The organism is Streptomyces sp. NBC_01352, from assembly GCF_036237295.1.
Classification (GTDB): domain Bacteria; phylum Actinomycetota; class Actinomycetes; order Streptomycetales; family Streptomycetaceae; genus Streptomyces; species Streptomyces plumbiresistens.
Window position 1 is genome coordinate 7216380 of sequence record NZ_CP108354.1, and the last position, 14578, is coordinate 7230957.

The 14578-nt window shown below is 72.5% G+C and carries 18 protein-coding genes; 15 read left to right on the forward strand and 3 right to left on the reverse strand.

Annotated elements, in window-relative coordinates; genetic code table 11:
- Nucleotides 1-8: 8 nt before the first annotated feature.
- Genes ybeY through OG252_RS33495 form a run of 3 tightly spaced genes read left to right on the forward strand, consistent with a single transcriptional unit; the run spans nucleotide 9 to nucleotide 2169 of the window.
- On the forward strand, nucleotides 9-506 hold the full coding sequence (gene ybeY, locus OG252_RS33485; RefSeq protein ID WP_266439678.1) for an rRNA maturation RNase YbeY: 498 nt from the start codon (nucleotides 9-11) through the stop codon (nucleotides 504-506).
- A complete protein-coding gene (locus tag OG252_RS33490; protein WP_266439680.1) occupies nucleotides 503-1813 on the forward strand; it encodes a hemolysin family protein in 1311 nt (436 codons plus the stop codon). Before ybeY ends, OG252_RS33490 begins: the two co-directional genes overlap by 4 nt.
- Nucleotides 1810-2169 carry an MmcQ/YjbR family DNA-binding protein gene (locus OG252_RS33495; protein ID WP_329340812.1) on the forward strand — a complete coding sequence of 120 codons (360 nt, stop codon included), beginning with the start codon at nucleotides 1810-1812 and terminating at the stop codon, nucleotides 2167-2169. Before OG252_RS33490 ends, OG252_RS33495 begins: the two co-directional genes overlap by 4 nt.
- Here the strand turns inward: OG252_RS33495 and OG252_RS33500 are convergent.
- Nucleotides 2131-3576, reverse strand: a complete 1446-nt coding sequence (locus OG252_RS33500) for an MFS transporter (protein ID WP_329340814.1) — start codon at nucleotides 3574-3576, stop codon at nucleotides 2131-2133. The genes OG252_RS33495 and OG252_RS33500 overlap by 39 nt on opposite strands.
- Nucleotides 3577-3658: 82 nt before the next feature.
- Between OG252_RS33500 and OG252_RS33505 the strand changes: the two genes are divergently transcribed.
- Nucleotides 3659-4540 (forward strand): helix-turn-helix transcriptional regulator, encoded by an 882-nt coding sequence (locus OG252_RS33505; protein WP_329340816.1) that lies wholly within the window; start codon nucleotides 3659-3661, stop codon nucleotides 4538-4540.
- Nucleotides 4541-4568: 28 nt separating this feature from the next.
- On the forward strand, nucleotides 4569-4922 hold the full coding sequence (locus tag OG252_RS33510; RefSeq protein WP_266439686.1) for a cytidine deaminase: 354 nt from the start codon (nucleotides 4569-4571) through the stop codon (nucleotides 4920-4922).
- 515 nt (nucleotides 4923-5437) lie between these two features.
- On the opposite strand, the gene OG252_RS33515 is transcribed toward OG252_RS33510, so the two are convergent.
- Both OG252_RS33515 and OG252_RS33520 read right to left on the reverse strand, forming a co-directional pair.
- A complete protein-coding gene (locus tag OG252_RS33515; protein WP_329340818.1) occupies nucleotides 5438-6022 on the reverse strand; it encodes a TetR/AcrR family transcriptional regulator in 585 nt (194 codons plus the stop codon).
- Entirely contained in the window at nucleotides 6019-6468 is a 450-nt protein-coding gene (locus OG252_RS33520) for a helix-turn-helix domain-containing protein (RefSeq protein ID WP_266439688.1), read from the reverse strand. Before OG252_RS33520 ends, OG252_RS33515 begins: the two co-directional genes overlap by 4 nt.
- Before the next feature lie 266 nt (nucleotides 6469-6734).
- Between OG252_RS33520 and OG252_RS33525 the strand changes: the two genes are divergently transcribed.
- The 10 genes from OG252_RS33525 to OG252_RS33570 are packed head-to-tail and all read left to right on the forward strand — an operon-like array spanning nucleotide 6735 to nucleotide 14578.
- Complete coding sequence (locus tag OG252_RS33525) at nucleotides 6735-7142, forward strand: cupin domain-containing protein (protein WP_266439690.1); 408 nt, start codon at nucleotides 6735-6737, stop codon at nucleotides 7140-7142.
- Nucleotides 7139-8173: a methyltransferase gene (locus OG252_RS33530; RefSeq protein ID WP_266439691.1), complete on the forward strand. Its 1035-nt coding sequence runs from the start codon at nucleotides 7139-7141 to the stop codon at nucleotides 8171-8173. The genes OG252_RS33525 and OG252_RS33530 overlap by 4 nt, the downstream gene beginning before the upstream one ends.
- Before the next feature lie 9 nt (nucleotides 8174-8182).
- A complete protein-coding gene (locus tag OG252_RS33535) occupies nucleotides 8183-9235 on the forward strand; it encodes a class I SAM-dependent methyltransferase (RefSeq protein WP_329340821.1) in 1053 nt (350 codons plus the stop codon).
- Between the two features lie 2 nt (nucleotides 9236-9237).
- On the forward strand, nucleotides 9238-10524 hold the full coding sequence (locus tag OG252_RS33540) for a beta-ketoacyl-[acyl-carrier-protein] synthase family protein (RefSeq protein WP_329340823.1): 1287 nt from the start codon (nucleotides 9238-9240) through the stop codon (nucleotides 10522-10524).
- Complete coding sequence (locus OG252_RS33545) at nucleotides 10521-11759, forward strand: beta-ketoacyl-[acyl-carrier-protein] synthase family protein (protein ID WP_329340825.1); 1239 nt, start codon at nucleotides 10521-10523, stop codon at nucleotides 11757-11759. Before OG252_RS33540 ends, OG252_RS33545 begins: the two co-directional genes overlap by 4 nt.
- Nucleotides 11738-12166 carry a holo-ACP synthase gene (acpS, locus tag OG252_RS33550; protein WP_329340827.1) on the forward strand — a complete coding sequence of 143 codons (429 nt, stop codon included), beginning with the start codon at nucleotides 11738-11740 and terminating at the stop codon, nucleotides 12164-12166. Before OG252_RS33545 ends, acpS begins: the two co-directional genes overlap by 22 nt.
- 58 nt (nucleotides 12167-12224) lie before the next feature.
- On the forward strand, nucleotides 12225-12476 hold the full coding sequence (locus OG252_RS33555) for an acyl carrier protein (RefSeq protein WP_307674732.1): 252 nt from the start codon (nucleotides 12225-12227) through the stop codon (nucleotides 12474-12476).
- Nucleotides 12477-12480: 4 nt separating this feature from the next.
- Nucleotides 12481-12933: an SRPBCC family protein gene (locus tag OG252_RS33560; protein ID WP_329340831.1), complete on the forward strand. Its 453-nt coding sequence runs from the start codon at nucleotides 12481-12483 to the stop codon at nucleotides 12931-12933.
- 47 nt (nucleotides 12934-12980) lie between these two features.
- Entirely contained in the window at nucleotides 12981-13958 is a 978-nt protein-coding gene (locus tag OG252_RS33565) for a carbohydrate kinase family protein (RefSeq protein ID WP_329345238.1), read from the forward strand.
- Nucleotides 13955-14578 carry a methyltransferase family protein gene (locus OG252_RS33570; protein ID WP_266439706.1) on the forward strand — a complete coding sequence of 208 codons (624 nt, stop codon included), beginning with the start codon at nucleotides 13955-13957 and terminating at the stop codon, nucleotides 14576-14578. The genes OG252_RS33565 and OG252_RS33570 overlap by 4 nt, the downstream gene beginning before the upstream one ends.

Below are 14578 nucleotides of genomic sequence, written 5' to 3' on the forward strand. Positions count from 1 at the left end.
GCACGACCATGTCGATCGACGTCAACAACGAGTCCGGAACCGAGGTCGACGAGCAGGCGATCCTCGACATCGCCCGCTACGCGCTCGCGCGGATGCGCATCCACCCGCTCTCCGAGCTCTCGGTGATCGCGGTGGACGCCGACGCCATGGAGCAGCTCCACATCCAGTGGATGGACCTGCCGGGGCCGACCGATGTCATGTCCTTCCCCATGGACGAGCTGCGGCCGCCGTCGAAGGACGACGATGAGCCCCCGCAGGGGCTGCTCGGCGACATCGTGCTGTGTCCCGAGGTCGCCGAGAAGCAGGGCAAGGACGCGGACACGCAGCACTCCATGGACGAGGAGCTCCAGCTCCTCACCGTCCACGGAGTGCTGCACCTCCTCGGTTACGACCACGAGGAGGCCGACGAGAAGGCCGAGATGTTCGGTCTGCAGGCGGCCATCGTGGACGGCTGGCGTGCGGAGAAGGGCCTGACCGGTCCGTCCCCGGCCCCGACCGTCTCATGAGCGCGACGCTCGTCTCCGGCGCGATCGCCCTGGTGGTCGTCGCCTGGCTCGCCGCCTGCGCGGAGGCGGGCCTCGCGCGGGTCTCCAGCTTCCGGGCCGAGGAGGCCGTACGGACCGGCCGCCGGGGCAGCGTGAAGCTCGCCCAGGTCGCCGCCGACCCGACCCGCTATCTGAACGTGGCGCTGCTGGTGCGCGTCGCCTGCGAGATGGCGGCGGCCGCCCTCATCACCTACGCCTGTCTGCAGGAGTTCGCCGGAACCACCGAGGCGCTCCTGGTCGCGATCGGCGTGATGGTCCTGGTGTCGTACGTCGCCGTCGGGGTCTCCCCGAGGACCATCGGCCGCCAGCATCCGCTCAACACGGCCACGGCGGCGGCGTACATCCTGGTGCCGCTCGCCCGGATCATGGGCCCGATCCCGTCGCTGCTGATCCTCATCGGCAACGCGCTCACCCCCGGCAAGGGCTTCCGCCGTGGCCCCTTCGCCTCCGAGGCGGAGCTGCGGGCGCTGGTCGACCTCGCCGAGAAGGAGTCGCTGATCGAGGACGAGGAGCGCCGTATGGTGCACTCGGTCTTCGAGCTGGGCGACACGCTCGTGCGGGAGGTCATGGTCCCGAGGACCGACCTCGTCGTCATCGAGCGCTACAAGACGATCCGTCAGGCGCTGACCCTGGCGCTCCGCTCCGGGTTCTCGCGGATTCCCGTCTCCGGGGAGAGCGAGGACGACATCGTCGGGATCGTGTATCTGAAGGATCTGGTCCGCAAGACGCACATCAGCCGGGACGCGGAGAGCGAGCTGGTGTCCACGGCCATGCGGCCGGCCGCCTTCGTGCCGGACACCAAGAACGCCGGTGACCTGCTGCGCGAGATGCAGCAGGACCGCAACCACGTGGCCGTCGTCATCGACGAGTACGGCGGCACGGCCGGCATCGTCACCATCGAGGACATCCTCGAGGAGATCGTCGGCGAGATCACCGACGAGTACGACCGTGAACTCCCGCCCGTCGAGGACCTCGGCGACGACCGGCACCGGGTCACCGCCCGCCTCGACATCACCGACCTGGGCGAGCTGTACGGCCTGGAGGAGTACGACGACGAGGACGTGGAGACCGTCGGCGGGCTGCTGGCCAAGGCGCTGGGCCGGGTCCCGATCGCCGGGGCGTCGGCCGTGGTCGACCTTCCCGACGGGCGCGAGCTGCGGCTGACGGCGGAGGCCGCGGCGGGCCGCCGGAACAAGATCGTGACGGTGCTGGTGGAGCCGGTGGACCCGGTCGGGGCCCCCGCGGACGAGGAGGCGAAGGCGGAGTGACCCCGCGGGAGCTGTGCGCGTTCTGCCTGTCCTTCAACGCGGCCGTGGAGGACTTCCCGTTCAACCCGGAGACGTCCGTCTTCAAGGTGCAGGGCAAGCTGTTCGCCCTGACGAACCTCGACGCGCGGCCCCTCACGGTGAACCTGAAGTGCGACCCGGAGGACGCGATCCGCCTGCGCGGCGAGTACCCGGGGCTCGTCATCCCCGGCTACCACATGAACAAGCGGCACTGGAACACGGTCACCGTCGACGGCGGCCTCCCGGACCGGCTGGTCCGGGAGCTCGTCGAGGACTCGTACGACCTGGTGGTGGCCGGTCTACCGCGCGCCGACCGCCTCCGCCTCGACCGCCCCTGAGCCGCCCCGGCGGACCCGGAGCCCCGCCGCCACCAGGACCGCCGCGGCCAGCACGATCGCCGCGTCGAGTGCCAGCACCGTGTGGACGCCGGACATCAGGTCGCTCGACGTCGTGGCGAGTACGCCGAGGAGCGGGATGCCGATCGTGATGCCGATCTGCTGGGTGGAGGTGACCAGACCGGTGGCCAGGCCCTGTTCCCCGTCGGGGACGCCGGAGGTGACGGTGACGCCGTAGGAGATGATCGCGCCCAGGTGGCACATGCTGGCCAGGGAGACGGCGGCCGTCGCCAGCCACACCGACCAGCTGTTCTCGTCCAGGGCGAGCAGAGTCGCCACCAGTGCGCCCTGGCCCAGCAGCGAGAACACCAGCGTGCGGCGGGCGCCGAGGCGGCCGATCACCCGCGGGGCGTACGAGCCGGCCACCACCGAGAAGGCGCCCTGGACGCCGAAGACCAGGCCCGTCTCGAAGGCCGACAGGTTCAGGATCTCCTGGAGATAGAGGGTCAGCACGAAGACGACCGTCGACATCATCGAGAAGGTGACCAGGCCGCCCAGGTTGCCCCACGCCACCGTGCGGCGGCGCAGCATCGGGAGGGAGACCAGGGGGGACTTCGTCCGGGACTCGACGGCCACGAAGGCCATGAGCAGCAGAACGCCCACGATCAGGGTCACGAGGACGTCCGGACGGCCGAAGCCGTGGTCGGCGGCCGTCGACAGGGCGTAGATGAAGGAGAGCAGGCCGGCCGTGACCGTGATCGCGCCGGGGACGTCCAGGCGGGGGCGGTCCGGGGTGCGGGATTCCGGGAGCAGGGCCGGGGCCAGAGGCAGGACGATCACCGCGAACAGGGCCAGCAGGGCCATGGTGGAGCGCCAGCCGAGGGTGTCGGTGAGGACGCCGCCGGCCACCATGCCGACGGTGAAGCCGAGGGAGAGCAGGGTGCCCGAGATGCCGAGCGCGCGGTCGCGGGCCGGGCCCTCCGGGAACGTCGTCGTCAGCAGGGACATGCCGGTCGGTACGATCGCCGCCGCTCCGACGCCCTGCAGCGCGCGGCCGGCCAGGAACGACGCCGGGTCCCAGGCGAACGTGGCGAGCAGCGAGGCCGCGCCGAACAGGGCGAGCCCCGCCAGGAACAGCCGGCGGCGGCCGTACAGGTCGCCCATGCGGCCGAAGAGGAGCAGGAAGCCGCCGGACGGCAGCGCGAACGCTGTGACCGCCCACTGCAGGGCGGACTGGCTCATGCCGAGGTCCGCGCCGAGCACGGGCAGGGCGACGTTCAGGACGGAGAAGTCGAGCGCCACCATGAACTGGGCGGCGCACAGGACGAAGAGGACGAGTCTGTCGCGCGGCGACAGGCGGGGTGCGGCTGTCGGTCGCAGGTGCTGGGAGGAGGAGGTGTCGATCGCCATGGGCAAGAGCCTGCGGGCCGCGGAATAGCCGTGGGGAGCGGGCAGTTGTCCTGGTGGTGGCACCACCAGACTGGGGGCGTAGGTGGCGGACGTGATCGAGACGGGCGCGGGCAAGGCGCATCGGCTGCGTGAACTGCGCGAGTTCCTGATGAGCCGGCGGGCCCGGGTCTCCCCGACCGAGGCCGGGCTGCCCGACGGCGGGGCGCGGCGCCGGACGCCCGGGCTGCGGCGCGAGGAGGTCGCCGTACTCGCCGGAGTGGGCGCCTCCTGGTACCAGTGGCTGGAACAGGGGCGGGACATCTCCGTCTCCCCGCAGGTCCTCGACTCCGTCGCCCGGGTGCTGCGGCTCAGCAACGCCGAGCGGCGCCATCTGTACGTCCTCGCCGGGCTGAACCCGCCCGCGCCCGAACCGGCGGCGGACCACGGCTGCGAGGGGCTGCGGCGACTGATCGACGCGTGGATGCCGTATCCGGCGCACCTCATGGACGCGTACTACAACTGCGTGATGTACAACGAGGCCGCCGGGTGGGTGCTCGGCATGCGTCCCGAGAACACGCAGAACTGCATCGTCGACTTCTTCACCGACTCCATGTACCGCTCCCGGTCGCACAGTTGGGAGCGGAACGCGCGCACGATCGTCGCCCAGTTCCGGGCGGCCTACTCGTCCCGCCCCGACGACGAGGGCTTCCGGGACGTCCTGAGCCGGCTGCACTCGGCGAGCCCGGAGTTCACCGCGCTGTGGGAGCGGCGGGACATCCAGGACGCCGGGGTGATCCGCAAGGAGCTCGACCATCCGCTGGTCGGGCTGCTGTGCGTGGAGTCCACGGCGCTGAAGGTGCCGGCCCGGCCCGACCTGACGGTCGTCCTGCACACCCCGCTGGACGAGGAGAACACCGCGGGCAAGCTGGAGTGGCTGGCCTCGCCGGAGGGGCGGCGCGGGGCGATGTACCCCGTGGCGGGGTAGCCGCGGCGGTGCTACGTATGCTCGCCTCATGACCGACAGCAGCGCGCTCGACCCCGAGGACCGCAAGATCGTCACCCTGGCCCGTTCGGCGCGGGCCCGCAACGGCGTGCCCGAGGGGGCGGCCGTACGCGACGACACCGGGCGGACGTATGTCGCCGGGACCGTCGACCTCGACTCGCTGAAGCTCAGCGCGTTGCAGACGGCGGTGGCGATGGCGGTGGCCTCGGGCGCCAAGTCCCTGGAGGCGGCCGCGGTGGTGACGGACGCGGAGTCCGCGTCGCCCGAGGACCGGGCGGCCGTACGGGACCTGGGCGGGCCCGGGACGCCGGTGCTGGTGGCGGGGCCGGACGGGGCTGTGCGGGTGACGGTGTCCGCGGGCTGATCACGTCATCGGTCCGGGGGCGTGTTGAGACACCGCCCGAGTGCCGGCGCGAGGAGCCGCACCACGGTGTCCCGGTCGGCCGAGCTGGGAGCCCACGAGGGTGGTCCGGATGGCCGGGTGGGGGGCCTGAGCGGGACGGGGCTGTGCGGGTGACGGTGTCCGCGGGCTGATCACGTCATCGGTCCGGGGACGTGTTGAGACACCGCCCGAGTGCCGGCGCGAGGAGCCGCACCACGGTGTCCCGGTCGGCCGAGCTGGGAGCCCACGAGGGTGGTCCGGATGGCCGGGTGGGGGGCCTGAGCGGGACGGGGCTGTGCGGGTGGCGGTGTCCGCGGGCTGACCATGTCATCGGTCCGGGGGTGTGTTCAGACATTGCCCGAGTGCCGGCGCGAGGAGCCGCACCACGGTGTCGCGGTCGGCCGAGCTGGGAGCCCACGAGGGTGGTCCGGATGGCCGGGTGGGGGGCCTGAGCGGGACGGGGCTGTGCGGGTGGCGGTGTCCGCGGGCTGACCATGTCATCGGTCCGGGGGTGTGTTCAGACATTGCCCGAGTGCCGGCGCGAGCAGCCGCACCACCGTGTCCCGGTCGGCCGAGGCCAAGGGCTCCATCGGGACCACGTGCCGTGCCATCATCAGGCCGATCAGCTGGGAGCCCACCAGGGTGGCCCGGACGGCCGGGTCGGGGCCTGGGCGGGTCCGGGCCAGGGTGTCGTGGAGCTCGGTGGCGACGAAGTGCCGTAGCCGCGCGGCGGCCTGGGCGTGCGAGACCGTGGAGCGGACGACCGCCAGGACGGGGGCGCGGTGCTCCGGGGACTCCCACTGGTCGAGGCAGGACCGCAGGATCCGCTCCGCGGCTTCACCAGGAGCGCCCGGCGGGGGCGGGGCAAGGCGCGGCGCCGGGCCGATCGCGGCCAGGAAGACCTCCTCCTTCGGGCCGAAGAAGTGGTGGATGAGGGAGGCGTCGACCCCCGCGGCGCAGGCGATGGCCCGCAGGGTCGTGCCCTCGTAGCCGTGTTCGGCGAAGGCGGTCCGGGCCGCGTCGAGGATCTCCGCGCGGGCACTGCCGGTGCCCGGGCGCCGGCCCTTGCTGCCACGACTCATGACGGCGCCTCCTCCAGCAGGAATCCGATGTACTGCGACACGGCCGCGGCCGTCCCGGGCCCGGGCGGATCCAGCGAGGGAACCCCGGCGCAGGAGAGCAGCGCCAGGCCCAGCAGGACGCTCGCCGTCGTCGCCGCCCCGAGCTCCGGGTCCCGCGCCCCCGCCGTCCGGCACATCTCACCGAGCGCGGACCCGAGGGCGTCGCTCAGCCGCGCGGCCGAGGGCCGGTGCGTGAGCGCGGCGGCGAGCGCCGCGCGGCCGGCGGAGGGGGAGTCCCAGGGCAGCCGGACGGCCTCGGTGCACAGCTGCTCCTTGCCCGCGAAGTAGTAGCTCACCAGCCGTGCGTCCACCCCCGCCCGGTGCGCCACCGCGCGCAGTGTCGTCCCTTCGAAGCCGTTTCGGCAGAGTTCCTGACGGGCCGCGCTGAGAATTCGGTCCTTGTTCACGGATTCAGAATTACGGCTTCCGCATGTCGGCCACAGTCGAATTCCGGCAAAGTTCCGGTCGGTGTGCGGCGTGGGCGTATGTCCCGGGCGGGTGGGCGTATGTCCCGGTCGGTCCTGGGTGATTGTCACGGATGTGCGGTGACGGGTGCCCGTAGAGGTGTTTCACACGACCGCCCTAGAGTCGCTTTCCGAACGAGATTCCGGATCACAGCTTCCGGGTACCGGCGAGCGAAAGGCGGCCGATGAAACGCGTGCACCGAACCGACGTGAAGGCGGAAATCGTAAGGGAACCGGGAGCGAAGGAAACGACGCACCGCAAACTGATCGACACCCCGGACGGCGCGGACCGCTTCGTACTCACCGAGTTCGAGGTGTCGCCCAATGGTTCCACCCCGCCCCACTTCCACGAGTGGGAGCACGAGATCTACGTCCTCGAAGGCTCCATGGGGCTCGTGCTGCCCGACCAGGGCCGCACCGAGGAGGTCGGGCCGGGCGAGGCCATCTTCATACCCCGGGGCGAGCCGCACGGCTTCGTCACCGGGCCCGAACAGACCTGCCGGTTCCTCGTGGTCGCCCCGTGCGAGCGGCCGCCGGTGCGCAACGTGTTCCTCTCCGAGGACCCCTACGAGTACACGCAGATGCCCGAGTACACCAACCTCCTGGAGAGCAAGTGACCAGCCCTCAGGCCGCGCAGACCTCCGCCGACGGGGACTCGTCCCGGGTCCACTCCATCCTGACCGCCTACCTCCAGTCCAAGGCCGTGTTCACGGCGCTCGACCTCGGCGTCTTCGAGGCGCTGGAGGAGCGCCCGCGCACCCTGGCCGAACTGGCCCGCGGGCTGGAGCTGGAGGAACGTCCCGCCCGTGCCCTCCTGGTCGCGCTCAAGGGCCTCGACCTGGTGCGGACCGAGGGCGGGACGTACCGCAACTCCGACGAGGCGAGCCGCTACCTGGTCGCCGGGCGGCCCGAGTACATGGGCGGGTTCGCCGCGCACCAGAACACCCACTTCGGGCACTTCTCCCGCCTCGACGAGGCCGTACGCACCAACACCTCGCTCAACCAGCGCGTCCTGAAGCGGGGCTACCGCGACCAGGGCGCCGCGGCCGGCGAGGGCCGTGAGGGCACCGGGCGGCTCATCCAGGCCATGCGGGTCAGCTCGCGTCTCCAGGCGGGCAAGCTGGCCGCCGCGGCCCCGCTGGCGGGTGTACGACGCGTCGTCGACCTGGGCTGCGGCTCGGGCGACTACTCGATCGCCCTGGCCACGCACCACCCGGAGTTGAAGGTCACCGCCCTCGACTACCCCGCGGTGACCGACCTGGCCCGCGCCAACGTGCGGGAGGCCGGTCTGGCGGACCGGATCGAGGTCCGGCCCGCCGACATCATGGAGGACCCCTGGCCCGAGACCGACGCGGTCCTCCTGTCCCACGTGCTCGACGGCTACGGCCCCGAGCGCGCCGCGCACCTGGTGAAGCGCATCCACGCCCATCTCCCCGACGGCGGGCTCCTGTTGGTGCACTCGCACATGCCCGCCCTGGCCACCGGGCTCTTCCCGTCGATGTTCGGGCTGATCCTCCTGGTCAACACCGAGGAGGGCGAGGTCCGCGACGTGGACGAGATCCGCGCCTGGGTGGCGGACGCCGGGTTCCGGGAGACCGGGACCCGCACGGTGTCCCTGCTCTCCGGCCTGCTCACGGCCACCAAGTAGGACGCCCCGATGACGGACACCTCGGCGTCGGCCGCGCCCGCCGCTTCCCCCGCCGCGGCCCGCGCCCGCTACACGACCGCCCCCGACCCCGCTCCGCTCCTGGCCCTGAACTTCGGCTTCGCCCGGGCCAGAGCGCTCGGTACGGCCCTGGACCTGGGCCTCTTCACCGAACTGGCCCGCGGCCCGCGCACCTGCGAGGACCTCGCGGCGGCCCTCGGCTGCGACTCCCGGGCGCTGGGCGACCTGCTGGCCGTCCTCACGGAGTTCGGGCTGCTCACCGAGGACGGGCAGGAGCCGACCGAGCTGTCCCGCGCCTACCTCGTCGAGGGCGAACCGGCCTACCTGGGCGACCACTTCGCCGAGGTGCTCGGCCAGTGGGACCGCTGGAGCGCGCTGACCTCGGTCGTCCGCTCCGGCGAACGCTCCGGGGACCTCGGCGCACCGGCCTCGCGCGGCCGGCACCCGGGACTGTTCGGTGGCGGCTTCCCGATCGCCGTACGGGTCGCCTTCGCGGCGGTTCAGGCGCTGGGGCTGCGTGGGGCGGGCCGGGCGGGCCGGGTGCTGGACCTGGCCTGCGGGGGCGGCGAGTGGGGCATCGCCCTGGCCGCCGCCGATCCGCTCGCCGAGGTGACCGCGCACGACGATCCGGTGCTGCTCGGCTCCGCCCGGGCGAGGGCGGCGGAGTTCGGGGTGGCCGGCAGGTTCCGGTTCGTGTCCGCCGACTTCGCCGCCCCGCCGTTCGCCGACGCCGGCTTCGACACCGTGGTGCTGGCACACGCCGGCCGCTTCGCGGGGCCCTCGGCCACGGCCCGGCTGGTCGGGGAGTGCGCCCGGCTGCTGCGCCCAGGGGGCAGCTTGCTGCTGGCGGATGTGATGCGGCCGGAGCCGGGGCGGCCCGCGCTGAGCCGGCCGATGCTCGGACTCAGCCTCCGGGTGAACACCGCGGACGGGGCCGTAATGGCGGCGGAAGAATACCGGGCCCTCATGGAAGAAGCCGGAGTGACGGCGAAGGAATGCGTAACGCGCGGGCTGGTGACGGCCCAGACAGGAGAAAGGCGGTAACCATGCGAGAAGTGGTCGTCACCGGGCTCGGCGTGATCAGCCCGGCGGGAATCGGGAAAGACGCCTTCTGGGACACGGTCTCGGCGGGAAAGAGCGTCACGAAATCCCTTTCCGACATCACGAGTTCCACACTGTTCACGTCCTTCGAATTCACCTCCGACGCGATAGCCGAGGTTCCCGGATTCGAGGATCAGATACCCTCACTGCCCCCGGAGGTCCAACGGCTGGACCGCTATGTGCAGTTCGCGGTCGCGGCGGCCTTGCAGGCCGTACGGGACGCGGGCCTCGACGCGGGCGGCTACGACGCGGAACGCACCGGTATCTCGCTCTCCACGGCGATCTGCGGCACACCCAAGATGGAGGAGGAGTTCCTCGCCGTCACGGACGAGGGCCGAAAGCCCATCGACCCGGCGAAGGCGGGCCGCGACCTGTATCTCGCGTCCATGTCGAACACGCCCGGGACCGTCCTGTCGGCCCTGCTCGGTGCCCAGGGGCCCTGTGTCACCCTGTCCACGGGCTGCATCGGCGGCATCGACGCGGTCGGGCACGCCTTCGAGACGATCGCCCACGGCGACGCGGACGTCATGATCGCCGGCGCCAGCGAGGCCCCCATCACCCCGGTGACCGTGGCCTCCTTCGAGATCATCAACTGCCTCTCCCGCGCCCATCGGGACCACCCCGAGGCCGCCTCCCGCCCCTACGACGCGGACCGCGACGGCTTCGTGCTCGGCGAGGGCTGCGGTGTCGTCGTACTGGAGGAGAAGGAGCACGCGCTGCGCCGCGGCGCCACCGCCTACCTCGAGATCAGCGGCTTCTCGCACACCTCCAACGCCATCCACATGACCGACCTGCTGTCCGACGGCGAGGACCTGACCCGGGCCATGAGCCAGGCCGTCGAGGCGTCCGGGGTGGCCCCCGGGGCGATCGACCACGTCAGTTCGCACGGCAGCTCGACCCGGCAGAACGACACCTGCGAGACCAGCGCGCTCAAACTGGCGCTCGGCGAGCGCGCCCACGAGATCCCGGTGAACTCGGCGAAGTCCATGCTCGGCCACGCCCTGGCCGCCGCCAGCGCCATGGAGATCGTGCTGTGCGCCCTGGCGAGCCGGCACTCCTTCGTGCACCCCACCGCCAACTACGAGACGCCCGACCCCACCTGCGACCTCGACTACGTGCCGGGCACCGGTCGCCCCTGGGACGGCGAGGTCATCCTCAAGGACGCCAGCGGCTTCGCCGGGCTCCATGCGGCGATGGTCCTGCGGGCCGTGCGGGACGGGGGCCGGTCATGAGCATCGTCATCACCGGTGCCGGAGCCGTCACCCCGGCGGGCGACGGCCTCGAACCCCTGTGGAACAGCGCCCGCGAGGGAACCTCGCACCTGGCCACCATCGACCGCTTCGACGCCGGCGACTACGCCTGCCCCGTCGCCGGACAGGCCGATTTCGACGCCGAGGCCGAGCTGCCCTCCCGCTTCGTCAAGCGCACCGACCGCTTCACCCACCTCGCCGTGCACAGCGTCCGCCGCGCCCTCGCGGACGCCGGGGTCACGGTCGGCACCGACGTGGCGCCCGAGCGCACCGGCGTCATGGTGGGCAACATCCTCGGCGGCTGGGAGTTCGCCGAGCGCGAGCTGCGCAAGCTGTGGACCGACGGACCGCGCGCGGTCAGCCCGTACCAGGCGACCGCCTGGTTCCCGGCGGCCCCGCAGGGCAACATCTGCATCGACCAGGGCATCAAGGGCCCCGCCCGCACCTTCGTCGCCGACCGGGCCAGCGGCGCCTACGCGCTGATCGGCGGCGCCGAGACCCTGCTGCGGGACCGGGCCGACGTCGTCCTCGCGGGCGGCGTGGAGGCGCCGCTGTCGCCGTACGGCTGGCTGTGCCTGGAGACCAGCGGGCTCGTCGCCAAGGCCCGCGGCTCCCTCGCCCCGCACGAGCTGTACCGGCCCTTCGACGCCGGGCACGGCGGCAGCGTCTTCGCCGAGGGCTCGGTGTTCCTGGTGCTGGAGCGGCGCGAGCACGCCGAGCGGCGCGGCGCCCGCATCCTCGGCGAACTCGCCGGCTGGGGCGTCAGCACCGACGGCTACATGCCGTACTACACGGTCGAACCGACCGGCCAGGTGCTGGGCCGCGCCATGCGCACCGCCACCGAGCGCGCCGGGATCACCGGCGGCGACCTGGGCGCGGTCTTCGCGCACGGCTCCGGCATCCCCTTCGAGGACGTGACGGAGGGCTACGCACTGCACGAGGCGTTCGGCGAGAACGCGGCCCGACTCCCGGTCACCGCACCCAAGTCCGGCTTCGGCCACCTGCTCGGCGCGGCGGCCCCGGCAGACGCGGCCCTCGCCCTGCGCGCCATGGCGGCGGGCTCGGTGCCGCCCACGGTGAACCTCGACCGCCAGGCGCCGGGCATCGACCTGGACCTCGTGCGCGGCGCGGCTCGGCCGGCCCCGGACTGGGAGCACACGCTGGTCGTGTCCCGAGGCCTGGGGGGTGTGAACGCGTGTCTGCTGCTGAGGCGTTGATCGCGGAAGCCCTCCGGGACGTCCCCGCGGCGGTCCGCGGAATCGGCATCGACGTCGTGGACGTACAGCGGCTGCGGGCCATGCTCGAACGCCGCGGACAGCCCCTGTACGACCGGCTGTTCACGCCCGCCGAACAGGCCCTGTGCGAGGGCGGTTCGCCGCGCCACCGGGCGTACCGCCTGGCCGGGCGGATCGCGGCCAAGGAGGCCGTCCGCAAGACGCTCGGCGAGCACGGCCCGGGCTGCGGCTGGCGGGACATCGAGATCGGCCGCGCGGTGTCCGGGCAGCCGGTGCCGCGGGTCTCCGGGCGGGCCGAAGAAGCGTTTCGGCGGGCCTCGTTCACCGGACTGCACCTGAGCATCACGCACGAGGCGGGGCTCGCGGTGGCGATCGCCCTCGCCGTCTAGACGAAACCACAGAAAGCACAGGAACCACAGAAAGCACACGAACCAAGAGAGGGAAGCAATGGACGTACGAGAGCAGGTGGTCGCCGTCATGCGCGGCGTCGGGTTCGACGGGGACGAACTGGAGGACGGCCGGCGGCTGGCCGAGGACCTCGACATCGACTCGACCGAGCTGGTGGAGATCGTCGTCGCCCTGGAGCAGCACTTCGGGATCGGCATCGACGCCGATGCCGAGGGCGGGTTCACCACGGTGGGCGACCTGGTGGCGTGCGTCGGGCGGCTGCTGTCCGTCGGCACCGGCGCGCGGAGGTGACGGGATGCCGCGGATCGAGAACAGCATCGTGATCGGGGCCGACGCCCGGCTCGTCTTCGACGTCACCAACGACATCGCCCGCTGGTCGGAGATCTTCGACGAGTACAGCGACGCCAAGGTCCTCTCCGAGGAACGGGAGGGCCGCTGGACGGAGATCGTGTTCGAGCTGACCAACGAGGAGGGGGCCAGCTGGCGCTCCTGGCGGATCATGGACCACCGCGAACTCGTCGTGGTCGCCGAACGCCGCGACCCCCTCTACCCGTTCGGCTACATGCACCTGCGGTGGAGCTACCGGGCGGTCCCCGAGGGGACGCGGATGACCTGGATCCAGGACTTCGAGCTCGACGAGAAGTTCGACGTCCCCCTCGCCACGGTCCTGGAGCGGATGAACACCCACACGCGGCAGAACCAGGCCGGGATCAAGAAGAAGATCGAGTCGGGGGCCGTGGGGCCGTGACCCGACCCCCGTCCCCGGCGCGCATCGCCGTCACCGGGTCCATCGCGATGGACCACCTCATGTCCTTCCCGGGCCGTTTCGCCGAGCAGCTCGTCGCCGACCACCTGCACAGCGTCTCCCTGTCGTTCCTCTGCGACCGGCTGGAGATACGGCGTGGCGGCGTCGCGGCCAACATCGCGTACGGCCTCGGGCGGCTCGGGATGGCCCCGGTGCTGGTCGGCGCGGCCGGGGCTGACTTCCCCGACTACCAGGTGTGGCTCAAGCAGCACGGCGTCGACACCGACTCCGTGCTGGTGGTGCCGGGCGAGCACACGGCACGGTTCGTGTGCACGACCGACGCGGACCACAACCAGATCGCCACGTTCCACGCGGGCGCGATGCGGGCTGCGTACACCATCGCCCTGCGGGACGTACGCCAACGCGTCGGGGAGCTAGGCCTGGTGGTGGTGTCGCCGAACGACCCGGCGGCGATGCTGCGGCACACCGAGGAGTGCCGCGGCGCCGGACTGCCGTTCGTCGCCGACCCCTCCCAGCAGCTCGCCCGCATGGACCGGGCGGACGTCCGGTTCCTGCTGGGGGAGGCCCGCTGGCTGTTCACCAACGAGTACGAGGCCGCGCTGCTCCAGGAGTGCACCGGCTGGGGCGCCGCGAGCGTCCTGGACCGGGTCGGTACCTGGGTGACCACGCTCGGCGCGGGCGGCGTACGCCTGCAACGGGCCGGCCACGAAAGCGTCGTCGTGCCCGCAGTGCCGGGCGTCGCGGTGACCGACCCCACGGGGGCGGGGGACGCGCTGCGGGCGGGCATGCTCGCCGCCCTCGCGCTCGACCTACCGGTCGAGGCGGCGGCCCGGCTGGGCTGCGCCCTCGCGTCCTTCGCCCTGGAGTCGATCGGCACGCAGACGTATGCGCCGGGCGCGCGGGCGGTGGCGGGGCGGGTACGAGAGGCGTACGGGGAGCGGACGGCGGCGGCGCTGGCCGCGGTGCCGGGGCTCGCCGCCGTACCGAACAGGGCGAGGATCGCGTGAACCGGGCTCCCGCCAACCAGGCTCCCGTGACCGCGTCGACCAACCCCGGCCGTCGCCGTCTGCGCCCCGGTCCGCTCCTGATCCCCGTGACCGTCGCCGGGATCGTGCCCACGGTGCTGGGGTGGTGGCTGCCCGGCCCCCAACTGCCCCTGTCCCGCGCGCTGTCGCTGCCGATCGGGGTCCTCCTCGTCCTGCTCGGCGGTTGGATGACCGTGGACGCCGTGGACCGCGTCTATCTGCGCCAGCCCACGCCTCTCGGCGACCGGCCGCCCGAACACCTCGTGCGCTCCGGCTGGTACGGCGTGATCAGGAACCCCATGGCCGCCGGGATGACCCTCGTCCTGGCCGCCGAGACCCTGCTGTGGTCCGCGCCGGTCATCGCCCTGTGGGCCGCGTTCGTCCTGGCCGTCTCCTGGACGACCGCCCGCCGGATCGAGGAGCCGGGACTGTCCGAGACCTTCGGTGCCGAGTACGCCGCCTACCGGCGCGCCGTGCCCGCGTGGATACCCGGCACCAGGGCGGGCACGGGGCGCCGGGCCCTTAGCCGCCGGCGGAACGCACGCGAGGAACAGCAGCCGGGACCGACCAGAGAGCAACAGCCGGGACCGACCAAGGAGTAG

What these genes read in the sequence shown, in the direction of transcription:
- OG252_RS33510 (WP_266439686.1), top strand. Translation starts at nt 4,569, where the DNA reads ATGACCGACAGCAGCGCGCTCGACCCCGAGGACCGCAAGATCGTCACC.
- OG252_RS33535 (WP_329340821.1), top strand. Translation starts at nt 8,183, where the DNA reads ATGACGGACACCTCGGCGTCGGCCGCGCCCGCCGCTTCCCCCGCCGCG.
- OG252_RS33540 (WP_329340823.1), top strand. Translation starts at nt 9,238, where the DNA reads ATGCGAGAAGTGGTCGTCACCGGGCTCGGCGTGATCAGCCCGGCGGGA.
- ybeY (WP_266439678.1), top strand. Translation starts at nt 9, where the DNA reads ATGTCGATCGACGTCAACAACGAGTCCGGAACCGAGGTCGACGAGCAG.
- OG252_RS33555 (WP_307674732.1), top strand. Translation starts at nt 12,225, where the DNA reads ATGGACGTACGAGAGCAGGTGGTCGCCGTCATGCGCGGCGTCGGGTTC.
- OG252_RS33515 (WP_329340818.1), bottom strand. Translation starts at nt 6,022, where the DNA reads ATGAGTCGTGGCAGCAAGGGCCGGCGCCCGGGCACCGGCAGTGCCCGC.
- OG252_RS33490 (WP_266439680.1), top strand. Translation starts at nt 503, where the DNA reads ATGAGCGCGACGCTCGTCTCCGGCGCGATCGCCCTGGTGGTCGTCGCC.
- OG252_RS33560 (WP_329340831.1), top strand. Translation starts at nt 12,481, where the DNA reads ATGCCGCGGATCGAGAACAGCATCGTGATCGGGGCCGACGCCCGGCTC.
- OG252_RS33500 (WP_329340814.1), bottom strand. Translation starts at nt 3,576, where the DNA reads ATGGCGATCGACACCTCCTCCTCCCAGCACCTGCGACCGACAGCCGCA.
- OG252_RS33565 (WP_329345238.1), top strand. Translation starts at nt 12,981, where the DNA reads ATGGACCACCTCATGTCCTTCCCGGGCCGTTTCGCCGAGCAGCTCGTC.
- OG252_RS33545 (WP_329340825.1), top strand. Translation starts at nt 10,521, where the DNA reads ATGAGCATCGTCATCACCGGTGCCGGAGCCGTCACCCCGGCGGGCGAC.